This window comes from Phytobacter sp., assembly GCF_059074235.1.
In genome coordinates this window covers 1,184,748-1,197,446 of the sequence record NZ_JCACPZ010000008.1, presented here as the reverse complement: position 1 = coordinate 1,197,446, position 12,699 = coordinate 1,184,748, and the positions used below count along the sequence as shown (strand labels likewise).

12 protein-coding genes are annotated in these 12,699 nt (G+C 49.2%); 6 read left to right on the top strand and 6 right to left on the bottom strand.

What is annotated here, in order from left to right:
• Window positions 1-100 precede the first annotated feature (100 nt).
• From AC5JPW_RS23555 to AC5JPW_RS23545, 3 genes are all read left to right on the top strand, one after another.
• Complete coding sequence (locus AC5JPW_RS23555) at window positions 101-1,987, top strand: beta-glucoside-specific PTS transporter subunit IIABC (RefSeq protein WP_494243552.1); 1,887 nt, start codon at window positions 101-103, stop codon at window positions 1,985-1,987.
• Window positions 1,988-2,140: 153 nt separating this feature from the next.
• A complete protein-coding gene (locus AC5JPW_RS23550; RefSeq protein ID WP_494243550.1) occupies window positions 2,141-3,160 on the top strand; it encodes a LacI family DNA-binding transcriptional regulator in 1,020 nt (339 codons plus the stop codon).
• A gap of 11 nt (window positions 3,161-3,171) precedes the next feature.
• Window positions 3,172-3,432: a SemiSWEET family transporter gene (locus AC5JPW_RS23545; RefSeq protein ID WP_494243548.1), complete on the top strand. Its 261-nt coding sequence runs from the start codon at window positions 3,172-3,174 to the stop codon at window positions 3,430-3,432.
• Between the two features lie 51 nt (window positions 3,433-3,483).
• On the opposite strand, the gene AC5JPW_RS23540 is transcribed toward AC5JPW_RS23545, so the two are convergent.
• Entirely contained in the window at window positions 3,484-4,020 is a 537-nt protein-coding gene (locus AC5JPW_RS23540) for a hypothetical protein (protein WP_494243547.1), read from the bottom strand.
• A 62-nt stretch (window positions 4,021-4,082) separates the two neighbouring features.
• On the bottom strand, window positions 4,083-5,078 hold the full coding sequence (ssp4, locus tag AC5JPW_RS23535; RefSeq protein WP_494243545.1) for an Ssp4 family T6SS effector: 996 nt from the start codon (window positions 5,076-5,078) through the stop codon (window positions 4,083-4,085).
• 596 nt (window positions 5,079-5,674) lie between these two features.
• Between ssp4 and AC5JPW_RS23530 the strand changes: the two genes are divergently transcribed.
• Window positions 5,675-5,998, top strand: a complete 324-nt coding sequence (locus AC5JPW_RS23530) for a DUF1889 family protein (RefSeq protein ID WP_494243543.1) — start codon at window positions 5,675-5,677, stop codon at window positions 5,996-5,998.
• Between the two features lie 93 nt (window positions 5,999-6,091).
• Here AC5JPW_RS23530 and AC5JPW_RS23525 read toward each other — a convergent pair whose 3' ends face one another.
• Together AC5JPW_RS23525 and AC5JPW_RS23520 are read right to left on the bottom strand one after the other, a co-directional pair.
• Window positions 6,092-7,006: a helix-turn-helix transcriptional regulator gene (locus AC5JPW_RS23525; protein ID WP_494243541.1), complete on the bottom strand. Its 915-nt coding sequence runs from the start codon at window positions 7,004-7,006 to the stop codon at window positions 6,092-6,094.
• A gap of 409 nt (window positions 7,007-7,415) precedes the next feature.
• Window positions 7,416-9,053, bottom strand: a complete 1,638-nt coding sequence (locus tag AC5JPW_RS23520) for a phosphoethanolamine transferase family protein (RefSeq protein ID WP_494243939.1) — start codon at window positions 9,051-9,053, stop codon at window positions 7,416-7,418.
• Window positions 9,054-9,246: 193 nt separating this feature from the next.
• Between AC5JPW_RS23520 and AC5JPW_RS23515 the strand changes: the two genes are divergently transcribed.
• Window positions 9,247-10,497: a glycoside hydrolase family 28 protein gene (locus tag AC5JPW_RS23515; RefSeq protein WP_494243539.1), complete on the top strand. Its 1,251-nt coding sequence runs from the start codon at window positions 9,247-9,249 to the stop codon at window positions 10,495-10,497.
• A gap of 210 nt (window positions 10,498-10,707) precedes the next feature.
• On the opposite strand, the gene AC5JPW_RS23510 is transcribed toward AC5JPW_RS23515, so the two are convergent.
• Window positions 10,708-11,724, bottom strand: a complete 1,017-nt coding sequence (locus AC5JPW_RS23510; protein WP_494243537.1) for a phage integrase — start codon at window positions 11,722-11,724, stop codon at window positions 10,708-10,710.
• Window positions 11,724-12,296, bottom strand: a complete 573-nt coding sequence (locus tag AC5JPW_RS23505) for a phage repressor protein CI (protein ID WP_494243536.1) — start codon at window positions 12,294-12,296, stop codon at window positions 11,724-11,726. The genes AC5JPW_RS23510 and AC5JPW_RS23505 overlap by 1 nt, the downstream gene beginning before the upstream one ends.
• 124 nt (window positions 12,297-12,420) lie before the next feature.
• On the opposite strand from AC5JPW_RS23505, the gene AC5JPW_RS23500 reads away from it, so the two are divergent.
• Window positions 12,421-12,684 carry a hypothetical protein gene (locus AC5JPW_RS23500; RefSeq protein WP_494243535.1) on the top strand — a complete coding sequence of 88 codons (264 nt, stop codon included), beginning with the start codon at window positions 12,421-12,423 and terminating at the stop codon, window positions 12,682-12,684.
• Window positions 12,685-12,699: the final 15 nt, after the last annotated feature.

Genomic DNA, 12,699 nt, shown 5'->3' with positions numbered 1-12,699 from the left:
TTTCCATGAAACCGGTTGCATGGTCGTTTGACCAGGTTAGCATGAAACCGGTTTCACTCAGTTACATGACACACTTCCGATAAAAAAAGGTAGATAAAACATGGCTGTTATCCGGGATTACAACAAATTAGCAAGCGACATCCTTCGGGAGGTTGGGGGAGAAGAAAATATCAACAGCTTCTCCCGCTGTGCCACCCGCTTACGTCTGGTTCTGAACGACACGCCCGCTGATGCAAAGCGCCTGGTGCAAGGTTTGCCCGGTGTGATTGCGGTGGTAGAAAGCGGTGGGCAGTTTCAGGTTGTAATCGGCACCCATGTGGCGGATGTGTTTAACGCCATGTCGGGGCTGGTCAAAGAGACCGGCTCTGCACCCACGGCGCAGAAGAAAACGCGCTGGTTGGATGCGGTGATTGCCACCATGTCTGCCGTCTTTGCACCGATTGTTTACATTCTGGCAGCGGCCGGGATTCTGCAGGGATTGTTGATTGTTCTCGGCCTGATTGATGCGGACATAAAGACTACCGGCACCTTCGCCGTTCTGAACTTCATGTCATGGACGCCGTTTGCCTTCCTGCCGGTGTTTATCGCCATTACGGCAGCGCGTCATTTCAAGTGCAACCCGTTCATTGCTGTACTTTGCTGCTGTGCGCTGATTAGCCCGGACTGGGCGGCGCTGGCTGGGCGTATTGCGGGCGGTGAGAGCATTAATTTCCTCTTCTTCCCGCTGTCGAAAACGGTCTACACCTCATCGGTTTTACCGCCGCTGTTCCTGGTGTGGGCGCTCTCCTGGTTTGAGCGTCGCGTTGAAAAACTGATGCCGGAAGTAGTCAGCCCGCTCTTTACTCCGCTGGTCTGTTTCGTGGTTATTGTCCCGCTGACGCTTATTGTGATTGGCCCGATTACCACCTGGGCGGCAATGGGTGTGGCTAACGGCTACAACGCCCTGTTCCATGCGGCCCCTGCGGTGGCTGCGGCAGTGATTGGCGGCGTGTGGCAGATTATCGTTATCTTCGGCGTGCACTGGGGCATTACGCCGGTGATCATGGCGAACTTTGATACCCAGGGTTACGACTCCTTCCAGGCCTACCAGACCATTGCGGTTATCGGCCAGATGGCGGCGGTGTTTGGTGTGTTCCTGAAAACCCGCAACACCCAGTTAAAAGCCACCTCGATGTCTGCCGGTATCACGGCGATTTTCGGTATCACCGAACCGGCGATTTACGGCGTGACACTGCGCTTTAAAAAGCCGTTTATTTGTGGCTGTATCGGCGGGGCGATCGGTGCCGTGGTGGCAAGCCTGTTCGGTAGCCTCTACTACGCATATGCTGCACTGCCGGGCCTGTTTACGCTGGTGAATGCTATTAGCCCGGATGCGCCGATGTCGTTTATTGGTGAGCTGGTGGGGGCGGGTACGGCGATTGTACTGACCATCGTGATGGTGCAGTTCGTCGGATTTGAAGACCCGGCAAACGAAGAAGAATCCCAACCTGCTCAGCCGGTAAAAGCCCAGGCGACGCCGAATGCCCCGGTGGCAAGCGCCGTTGAGATGCTCAGCCCGCTGAAAGGCGAAGTGATTGCGCTGGAAAGTGTTGCCGATGAAGCCTTTGCCGGAAAAGCGCTGGGTGACGGCATTGCCATCAGGCCGGAAGAAGGCTGTGTGGTTGCGCCTTGTGATGCAACGGTCGCAACGCTTATCGATTCACATCATGCCATTGGGTTATTGTGCGATAATGGCGCTGAGTTATTGATCCATGTCGGGTTAAATACCGTCAACTTGCAGGGACAGCATTTCCGTCCGCTGGTGAAAGAAGGGGATGTGGTTAAAGCGGGAACGCCTCTTCTTGAATTCGATAAAGCCAGCATTGAGCGTGAAGGATACGACCTGACTACCCCGGTTCTGGTGGTGAACAGTGAGGACTTTACGCTGACGAAGCATCAGCTTCAGGGCGCAATCGGTATGGGGTCGCCATTGATGTCTCTCGCATAAAGAGACACGGGCACACGATCATGGTGTCATGAAGTCTTGCCGCAGGAGGCGGTGGGCTTCACGAGTGAAATCTTTCGCCGTGTATTTACGCATCAGGTCTGCCTGCGGGCAGGCTTGCTGCGTTGTGAGCCACCCTTTGATTGAGGTTTGATTATGGTAACGATACTGGATGTCGCCAGGCTGGCGGGCGTGTCGAAAGCGACAGTATCGCGCGCGCTGAATGGCAAGGTGTTCGTGCGGGAAGAGGTGAAGGCCAGAATCATGCAGGCCGTTGCTGATACCGGGTATCGACCTAACTTGCTGGCGCGCAATCTTGCCAATAGCAAAACCAATTCAGTGGGGCTGGTTATCACTAACGGGCTGTATAACGGTCCGTTCTTTTCCAGCATGATTTACCATGCCGCAACCTGCAGTGAGAGCCACAGCCGACAGCTGGTGCTTGCGGACGGTAAGCACAGTGCCCAGGATGAGCGCAATGCGATTGATTTACTCCTCGAGCTTCGCTGTGAAGCCATCATGATCTACCCCAAATACCTGACGGTCAGTGAGCTGGATGACATCATTGACAGTAGCCAGACTCCTATCGTTGTCATTAATCGGGAACTTATCAGAAACCGGAATCAATGCGTCTTTATTGACCATCGGCGCAGTAGTGAAGAGATGGTGGCTCACCTGCTGGCACAGGGACACACTCAGATTGCTTTCGTGGCGGGCATTTGTGGTTCACCAACCGGAGAGCGGCGTTTACGCGGGTATCGCGATGCGCTGCGTAAAGCGGGCATCAGCCCGGATCCGAATCTGGTGATTCGCGGAGCCTGGAGCACCGAAAGCGGGTATGAAGCCGGGCGCCAGCTGCTCGCGCAAAATATTCCCTTCACCTGCGTACTGGCGGCCAACGACGACATGGCCATTGGTCTCGCTAAGGCGTTTCAGGAAGCGGGAAAATCGCTTCCGGGCGATATCTCGCTGGCCGGGTTCGATGATTCCGTGATTGGTAAATACTTCACCCCTTCATTGACGACGATGCACGTCCCCATGGACGACATGATCCGTGACGCGGTCGAAATACTGTTGAACCCAAATGAAGAAAGAATTTTCTCGCATCTGGGTACGCTGGTGAACCGGGATTCCGTAGCCCGGCGCGTTGACGGAGTAAACGAAAGCACGTCATAAGGCGAAGAGTGATGTTGTACTCAAGAGCGCATTTTGTTGTTGGCTGGATAGCCACCGTTGCCTGTTGTTTTATGTATATTTCCTACATCCCGCTGATTCTGGATAACTTAAACGGCCTGAAAACGAATCCGTTACAGCCGTTAGCCGCCGCCGTGAACTGCGTGCTGTGGGTAACGTATGGTTTACTGAGTGAACGAAAAAACTGGCCGATTGTTATCGCAAACTCGCCGGGCATTGTGCTTGGGTTGATTACTTTTAGTACCGGGTTATAACCGCCAGCCAAAATAGGAAGCCGCCATGCATGTTGCTCTGGCGGCTTTTTTTTACTTCTTATGACCTGATTTCAGCCGCATCCGGCGAGAAAGCGTGGTCATGCGCTGTGTGCGGCAATACAGCACGAAGAGAATAAAGCCGCGGCCGTTTAACACATGACGGCAGGCCAGCATCACGAGAAGTGATGCCAGCATGAGAATCGCATGGTGCATTTTTCCGTTCAGCAAAACCAGCACAAGCAACACCACGCTCAGCACTGTCAAGGTGGCATGGACGCATCCATACCACCTGAGCCCCGAGGTTTTACCGCGGGCGATGAGGTAGCTGGCGGACAGGTTGCCGACAATAAACAGGATTCCGGGTACGAAGAAGAGAAATGCTCTCACCGGCGGCGTCTGTTTTGGCAACAGCGCCATCAGCGTGAGCCAGTTACACGCGAAGGCTATCAGGAAGAAAAGCAGTGCAAACGCCAGCGGGAAACCGCTCTGCCTGGGGAGTTCGGCGGGTGGTTTATCAAACCAACGCTCCAGTTCAGGTGTTGAGTGTTGTACAAGGCTGTTATCACCCCGGGCAATGACCTGATCCATCTCTTTACCGTGTGCCTGAAGATCGCAAAAATACCAACCGGAGATGAGTGAGAAAATCCGCATTACTGTACCGCCAGCGATTGAATAGTCCCTACAATGTAACGCCCCGCTTTTGGGACACCGTCCACGAGGTATTGTCCTGTTGTGGTCATTTTACCGGGTGAGGCAATGACGCCGCTTACCGCACTGCCCGCAACCGCCGCAGCACTGGTCACAAGGTTACTTAACTGTCTGGCCAGTTCAATTTGCACCGGTTCAATGGGAAAGCGTTTCGGGTATATGCCTGCACGTATCAGCGCTTTGATCTCTTTATTGCTGATGCCAGGATTCTGCGCGCGAATAATCAGTTCGGTGAGGCGCTTGCGATCCTGACGAGGATAATCCTGTAGCCACTTTGATGCCTTCAGCGAGGAGACGGATTTCATCGCCCGCCAGGTGGTTAATGCTTCTTTGAGCGCACCACCTGCACTGGCAAGAGAAATGACATCCAGGGCGGTGGAGGTTGCGTTATACCAGCCCTGTGAATCCAGCCAGGTTACATCTTCACCGCCATTTTCTACCAGATCGTACAGACGATAGAGACCATTGATGCATTGCAGGCCAGTGGCAGCGGCCCCGGCGTAGCCGAGCGCGACCAATGCACCACTGGTCCCGGCGGTGAGCGGCGTGGCGACGCTGCCGGTGATCATGACGCCGGCGGTAATAATCATTGCCCCACAGGAGAGGACCGTTGAGGCGATTTCCGGGCCAAGAGACGTTGCCGAAACAGCATCGGTGAGTGACTTACCCACGCTGCTTTTTGAACCGTGTGAAGGGGGCTTCGTGACAACGATATGGGTGACGATGCCGCTTTGTCCATTGGGATGGCGTTTGCTGGGGCGTACCAGGTAACGTTGTGGACCATCAGCATAGATAATCCCCGCCTGCGCAAAATCACGTGTGCAGTCCATCGCAGCGCCCAACGCATCAAAATTAAAACCTGTTGCACCGTTACCGCTGAACCGAGCGAAATCATAGCCGAGCATATTTGCTTCGGGGTTAAGTCCGGGCAGTGTCATTATTCATTCCTTGTAATGATGAGTACGGAAAATGAACCCAGGATAAGTCCTGGCATCCCTGAACCAGTAATGTGCATATTTTTCCTCAGTGATGAGGTATTTCACTGAAGAATATGACGCTCAGCAGGTGATGATTTAGCATCAAAACACCGTGGCTGGTTTATATGCAATTTTGGTAAAAGTAATAACCATTTGTTTATCATAGTGTTAAGTTTTTTTAGTACATATCTATTGCTGGAATACGCCAGGCGAAACCGCAAGATGTCTTATTTTAGACATTCGATTAGCAAAATTCATCCTGCCAGAAATGGGGCATTAAAGCATGTGCCTTAATACTAAGAGGTATTTTCATCATGAATAATCACCAGGTGAAATTTTTTAAATGAGCGAAATCAGTAGGGGGCATTAATCCTCTATAAATGAGAAAGGAATCATGCAGTAGCCATAGTGGCTCCGGTACTTGTTGAGCAAAAAACACCCCGCATGAAACTGATTTATGGTCCAGTTAACAGATTTGGCGATCAGTTGCAGACTCCTTGCAATTTCAGGTCATAGTGAAGAGGTGATTATTAGATGGTTAAGTTAAGGATATGAATATGCCAACGGTAATTGATAAAGCATTAGATTTCATTGGTGGTATGAACACATCAGCGCCAACGCCGCACTCCATGGATGAAAGTACCGCGAAGGGAATGTTTAACTATTTGAAAAAACTGGGCGTGCCGATCAGCTCAACGGACATCATTGCCCGTGGCGAGCAGGAAGGGTGGCACCCTGAATTCATCAAAAAAGTCGCAGGATGGGCCGATAAAATCGAGTCCACAGACCGGGTGGTAATTAAGAACCCGGAATACTTCACGTCCTACATGAAAGATGAACTTCGGGCACGGGTGAACGTTGAGTTTGACCCGGCAAGTTAAGCGACCAGGGCGCTTTCAGGTAAATGGGGGCGTCTTTTTTACTGCGTGCGTTATGTGTTGCATTTCACGATGCGTGTGGTCACGGTAAACGAATTACCCCGGCTCCTGCTCACATTCTGGTGTGCGCACGGTGGTGATGTAATTTTGCAGGGTATTCAGCACCTTGCTTTTTAACCATGCCGGTTCAAGCACATCAATATTCGGCAGCCAGTAAAAAATCAGCGGAATGATTTGGTTTTCATGGGATGCCTGGCAGGTCAGAGTAATACCTCGTTCATCTTCATGAATGATCTCCTGCGAGGGTAATAGATCACGACGCTTGAGATACATCGACACGGTATGGTTAACGAATAATTTCACCTGGAAGTTGTGTTCGCTGAGCCAGGGATCAGGCGTTTTTTCCAGCAGTGCCAGCGTATTTTCGCAGGCATTGAAGATCTGTTGTTTAGCTTCGAACCAGCTAATCTGGCTGAGTGCAAAGGATTTTAACTTGTTGTTCTCAGTTGCCTGTAAATACCAGATGTGCTTTTTATTGAGCAACTGGTAGGGATGTACGGTGCGGCTTTTACCTTTATAGGTGAGCAGGCAAACACTGCGTTTTTGAATCGCTTTTTCAATGAGGCTCATGTAACGGCGCACATCCATGGCCACGGTATGTTCTGCGTTATTCCCACCAATAATGATGTTTTTTTCTTCCAGTCTGCCATCAAGTTTCTGCCAGAAATCGATACCGCGATCCGGGAATACACTGTCTGCATTGAGAAGGTTAGCCAGAGAGTGATGGAGATTGCGTCCTGAACGGTTCGCTACTCCTTCAATCAGACGATATTGCCCATTACCGCAATGTTCCACGATAGGCGTAAGCGTGTTGAGATCCCGATAAACAGTACGCTCCGTAATATCGAACTTTTTCATCAGTGCGAGCCGATCGACAACGCCATGCAGATGTAATGTGATCAAAATATCCACTAAACGCTCAGCCGAGCGACTTTTCCCCGAAGTAGCCATAGCTGTTCCCTGTTGTTCCTGGCACGGTAAGCAGAATTTTACTTATGGCGCTGACAACCCGTGTCAGCTTTCACTCACGCCAATGTTTTTGCAGATAGTCTATAACGACCATTTTAAGTAAAACCTTAATGAATATATGATCTTAATAAGGTTTTAATATTTCTTGTAGGCATAAAAAATGTGGACAACGGGGAATTTAGGGTACTGGAACTGGGTGCGATATATCTACTTTGGCATCATCAGTAAGATCAACGCGGCTCAAGATTATACGAATCAGTTTGCAGCCTGCGCTTAAGAAGTTGTTCAAATTTTGGAGAAGGGCACCAGAGTGTGCCCAGTCCAGAAAAGGTAGCCCGCCAGTTTATGCCACTGATCTTAGGGAGCGGCATTTTCATCGACCTGAGGGATGTTACAAGGAGCCGTTGGTTGTTTTACGGTAATGCGCTGGTTGCTCCGTTGAGCTAAAGGTTGCACGTAGTTCGCTGTACTCGAAAATGTGCCGTCCCCCATCGATAACCGGGAAAGAGGTGGCCGGCTGGTAGTCGGGTTCTAGTGGGGATTCTCGGTTGGCTTCTCCGGTCGAGACACCCAACCAGCTCAACATGAGTTGGTAGTTATTTGAGGTTGAGAAGGGGTCTTTGACAACACCGGTTCTGCGAGTCTGATGGGCCAGCGCGGACGGGCTGTACCAAATGAATTGCGGCACATCAAAAGCCTCCTTGCTCGGATTGCGTGAGCCGTGCATGTAAATCGATGCCAGGTCGGGATTTTTCTCCAGGCCATGATCTGAAAAATAGAGCAATGATGACGCGCTACCGTTTAGCCTTTTTGCCACTTCACCGATGAAATGGTCGGTAAAGCGAATCGCGTTGTTGTAGCAGTCTTCATATTTATTATTGGTGTGGAACCAGGTGGCTGATGCTGGATAACGATCGCATGCGATTTCGTGGCTACCATTAATATGTAGAAAAATAAGCTTGCGGCCTGGCGCTGCCAGCGCTTTATCAAATGCAGGTAGCAGCTCATCATCATAATGCGTAGTGATCCATTGCGCATGTTGGCTGAGAGAGGCGATGGCAACAATATAGTTGTTACTTTTCCCGGAGTTTCCCTGCGCACTGATCCAGGATGTGTTGAAACCGGTTTTATTGGCAATATTGATAATGTTGTCGGCAAGCCTGTCTTCAGTGAAGTGATCGGGGTCGGCTTTGCTCAGTATCATTGGTACGGCAAACACCGTGGCGGATGCTGGTGCCCGGGCACGCTCGAATACCAACATATTTTGACGCATGCTGGATTCTACGGGGGTTGTTTCAAGCCCAAAGCCATACAGACTCAGGTTGCTACGACGTGCTGATTCACCGACGATGACAACGTAGTTCTCAATACCTGTCTCTTTTCTCTCCAGGGTGGGGTAAACCACATTCGCCCGATGAATATTCTCAGCCAGCTTGTTATCGCGCTGGGCGATAATCAATTCAGAACCAACATAAAACGGTGTCCAGGTCAGCACTCTTGAACTCAGAGGATAATAGACTTCGAGATCAACTCGCTCTTTGAGCACGTTATTGGTAATGCATATCAGAAAAAACAGGCCTAAAAGTCCAGTCGAGATACGTTTGACACGAGATGAAATATGCGCGGCTGTGGTTTTTATCGCCAGATAGGTTATTGCAGCGTAGCCGATGACAAAAGGCAGTAAATTTAGATACATGCCTGACATACTGTCTATTTCTCGCGCGTCTGTTGAAAACATACTCATTGCGAAGACAGTATTAAATTCGCTCTGATAGACCCTCCATGTTGCGAACGATATTGCAAAATTGAGGGTAAGCATCAGCGTCAGAGCTATGGATGTGAGTTTCCCGGCCCAGTGACGGTATATTGCTGCTGCACCCAATATTAAAAATACATTACACAGAAATATACGTAATGCGAATCTTATTGGTTGTGTGCATAAAACGGGATAGAGCTGAACAAGTACCGAAGCTAATAGAAAAAGGAAAAAATAGCGATGCAGGTGCTTTTTTTGTGTGTGGGAAGACATTCCGATAATCGACATTTTTAAACTTAACGCAAATTTAATGATCAAAAGAGAAGTATTTTACGTTACTTATTTAAACGAATCGTCATTAATCGTGCGTTAAAAAGATGAGAGGGTAAAACTTAGATTAAAATCGCCCATAGTGTGATCCGCCTCTTTTTATGAAGAACTGGCGAGCAGCTTGAAAGGGTACAAAATGAAAAATTCTTGTTCTGTGCAACACCCTGTATGCCTGGCACTGCTCATGTTTATTGCCCATACGACTTCTGTTCAGGCGGGGGATACTCGCCACGTCAGCGAACCTTTACCCCCTCAAATCTGTACCGTGCTTCAGGCTGATAATTTAGTCGATTCTACGACGAGTATCCAGGTTGCGCTTGAGCATTGTGCGAAAGGCAAGGCCGTTAGCCTGGTGGCCTCGAAGGGGAATAACGTGTTTTACAGCGGGCCACTGAGTCTGCCCTCGGGAGTCAGTCTGTTGATTGATGCCAGGGTGACGCTGAAAGCGATTGCCAATCCTTCCTTGTTTGATGCCGGGAAAAATAGCTGTGGTACCCTGGATGATTCAGGCAACGGTTGTCAGCCTTTTATCCTGATAAAAAACGCGTCCGGCAGTGGTATTTACGGGCGAGGAACGATAGACGGTCAAGGGGATACTCCTATGGCCGGGAAGAGCCAGAGCTGGTGGCAACTGGCGGCTGATGCTAAAAAGAGAAACATGAAGCAGAACGCGCCCCGGCTAATTCAAATCGATCACTCAGAAAACATCACCCTATATCAGATAATCTTAAAGAACTCGCCTAATTTCCATGTGGTCAGTAATAACACTGACGGGGTAACGCTGTGGGGTATCACCATTGATACACCGGCGACTGCCCGTAATACCGATGGCTTTGATCCTATGGGATCAAAAAATGTCACCCTGGCATACAGCAATATTAGTACCGGAGATGACAACGTTGCGGTTAAGGCGGGTCATCAAGAATCGTCCCACATTTCGATTCTGGATAACCGCTTTGGTGCCGGGCATGGCATGTCTATCGGGAGCGAAGTCAATAAAGGGGTTAGCGATGTAACCGTCAAAGGGCTCATCCTGGATGGCACGACTAATGGTCTGCGCATTAAAAGTGACCGCTCTCGCGGTGGCCTGGTCACCGGCGTAACCTACGACAATGTTTGTATGCAGAATGTGAAAAACCCCATTTCCCTGAACACCCGCTATGACAGCAATGCCCGTGGGCAACAGATACCTGAGTTTCAGAATATCGTCTTCCGTAATGTCAGGGTTCTGACTGCCGGGGACTTTATTTTTGAGGGGTATAACGAGGCGAATCCGCTGTTGGTGAGTCTACAGGACGTGCATGTTAAAAAAGGTTCGGTCTGGACGAATCAAAACGTGATTTTGCAGGGTAAAGCTGCAATGGATGCGGTTGGTTCATGTGACTGAATAAATATGGCGTGTGGATAACAGGAAAAAGTTGAGACTAAGGAGGGAAGTGGTTGATTTAAAAAGAAAGAGTGGTGGCCCCTGCTGGACTTGAACCAGCGACCAAGCGATTATGAGTTCCTACAGGGACAACCGAAAATCAATAGTTTGCGTTATTTATCATTGACATAGTTTGCCATTGTTTGCCAGAACATTGCCAACATTTGCCATTTACATCGCCATTTTATCGCCACTCATAGCCAGAGGATTTAGTTTAACCGCGTCCTCTAAATGGTCAGGCGCGAAGTGCGCATAACGCATAGTCATTTTTATGTCAGTATGACCGAGCACTCGCTGCAGCACCAAAATGTTACCTCCATTCATCATAAAGTGGCTGGCAAAGGTATGGCGCAATACATGGGTTAGCTGGCCGGGAGGCAACTCTATACCGGTTCTTTCGAATGCTGAGCGAAATGCGCCATAACAATCGGTGAAAAGTTTACTCTTTTTATCTTCTACTAATGCTTTATAAAGCGCCTGGCTAATTGGAACTGTTCGGTTTTTTTTACCCTTCGTTTTTGTAAAGGTAATCTTGTATTCGGATAGCTGAGATTTTTTTAGCCCTTCAGCTTCAGACCATCGTGCGCCAGTGGCGAGGCAGATTCTTACCACTGTTTCTAAATCAGGGTGGTCATGCCGCTTGCACTCTCCTAGCAGTAGCGATATCTGGTCGTGCGTTAGCCAAGCCATTTCCATTTCTTCAGTACGGAAAGGCCGCATATTTTTAAGCGGATTCTCGCCTTTCCATTCACCGAGGCGATTTAGTTCATTAAATACCGCCCGAAAATATGCGAGTTCAAGGTTTAGTGTGCGCGGTGATACCTCTTTCACTCTATTTGAGCGAGCGTAATCACCCTTAAGGCGTTTCTCTCGATAACGAGAAAACATTTGTGCATCGAAATCTCGGGCTAGCGGTTCACCCATGCAATCAAAGGCGTGTTGCATAGCTAGCTGGCGCTTTAGGCCATCCTTAAGGGTAATTCCGTGTGCGCTGAACCATGAATCAACAAGGTCTTTAAGCGTTCGTCGGTCTTCGTTCTCTTCTCGCCACGGATTTTGTACTGTGTGTTGCTCGAAAGATAACGCCTCACCTTTAGTTGCGAATTTCTTTCTGATGCGTTTGCCCTTTGCTCCATTCGGATATAGCTCGCATATCCAACCGCCATTTGCATTTTTACGGACGGCCATCAATTAACCTCGCTATAAATACCTATCACGCGGCCGATCATTTTTATCTCATCATTCCCACATTCAAAAGGCACTTTGCCACCGGCTACGTGAAGTCTTTTTCCAGGTAGGACAGTGATGTCTCGCATGCTAATTGAGCCTTCAACATCTACAACCCATTGACCATCAGCTATAGAAGAGTCTCTTTCGGTGATGTAACTGCTGCTTTCGTGTTTGATACAAATTGCACTTTTCAGTTGCTTGCCGAATAGCTGACTATCCAGACGTAAAAAACCAACATTAACAAGGCTGCCTTCACTTAAAGTGAAGTAGGCAAGCTCAAGTGAAGGGCTGGATTCATCAGGCGAAAGATTTTTATTACCCTCACCAGTCATAAGCCAGCGTAGATCCGCTCCCGTTTCCAGAGCGCAATGAACTGCGAAATCGTAGGACATATTGCCGCGCGTGTAGCGATTCTGTAAGGAGCTCGGCGCGATTTTGAAATGATTAGCAAGCTGGATTTTCTGAGTAAATCCGTAAACCTCACATATCCGATTTAGTAACGCTTCGTTATTAAAATTGGCATCTAGCATTAGAAATGGAATCCTTGTGTTGCGCGATGCTAAAATTAATATTAGTATCGCAATCGATGGTGGCAATTAGTGGCAAACGTTGGCAACCATTTGGCAAATGTTGGCAAAAGGGGAATGATGCAACATGGCTTCAGAAATCGCAATATTCAAAATCCCAGCTCCTATGGTGTCTCTGCAACAGTTTGCAGAGCTTGAGGGAGTCTCGGAACGTACTGCTTATCGTTGGACAACAGGTGACAACCCGTGCGTGCCAATCGAACCTCGTAAAATCCGTAAAGGCTGTAAAAAAGCCGGTGGTCCTGTTCGCATTTATTACGCTCGGTGGAAAGAGGATCAATTGCGTAAGGCGTTGGGGCATTCCCGTTTTCAGCTCATTATTGGTGCGTAATTCACTTTATGTGAA

Bases quoted from the DNA above. Each gene is read 5' to 3' on its own strand.
- AC5JPW_RS23530 (WP_494243543.1), top strand. From the start codon at position 5,675: ATGCCAACGGTAATTGATAAAGCATTAGATTTCATTGGTGGTATGAAC.
- AC5JPW_RS23555 (WP_494243552.1), top strand. From the start codon at position 101: ATGGCTGTTATCCGGGATTACAACAAATTAGCAAGCGACATCCTTCGG.
- AC5JPW_RS23525 (WP_494243541.1), bottom strand. From the start codon at position 7,006: ATGGCTACTTCGGGGAAAAGTCGCTCGGCTGAGCGTTTAGTGGATATT.
- AC5JPW_RS23540 (WP_494243547.1), bottom strand. From the start codon at position 4,020: ATGGATCAGGTCATTGCCCGGGGTGATAACAGCCTTGTACAACACTCA.
- AC5JPW_RS23510 (WP_494243537.1), bottom strand. From the start codon at position 11,724: ATGGCCGTCCGTAAAAATGCAAATGGCGGTTGGATATGCGAGCTATAT.
- AC5JPW_RS23545 (WP_494243548.1), top strand. From the start codon at position 3,172: ATGTTGTACTCAAGAGCGCATTTTGTTGTTGGCTGGATAGCCACCGTT.
- AC5JPW_RS23520 (WP_494243939.1), bottom strand. From the start codon at position 9,053: ATGTCTTCCCACACACAAAAAAAGCACCTGCATCGCTATTTTTTCCTT.
- AC5JPW_RS23550 (WP_494243550.1), top strand. From the start codon at position 2,141: ATGGTAACGATACTGGATGTCGCCAGGCTGGCGGGCGTGTCGAAAGCG.
- ssp4 (WP_494243545.1), bottom strand. From the start codon at position 5,078: ATGACACTGCCCGGACTTAACCCCGAAGCAAATATGCTCGGCTATGAT.
- AC5JPW_RS23515 (WP_494243539.1), top strand. From the start codon at position 9,247: ATGAAAAATTCTTGTTCTGTGCAACACCCTGTATGCCTGGCACTGCTC.
- AC5JPW_RS23500 (WP_494243535.1), top strand. From the start codon at position 12,421: ATGGCTTCAGAAATCGCAATATTCAAAATCCCAGCTCCTATGGTGTCT.
- AC5JPW_RS23505 (WP_494243536.1), bottom strand. From the start codon at position 12,296: ATGCTAGATGCCAATTTTAATAACGAAGCGTTACTAAATCGGATATGT.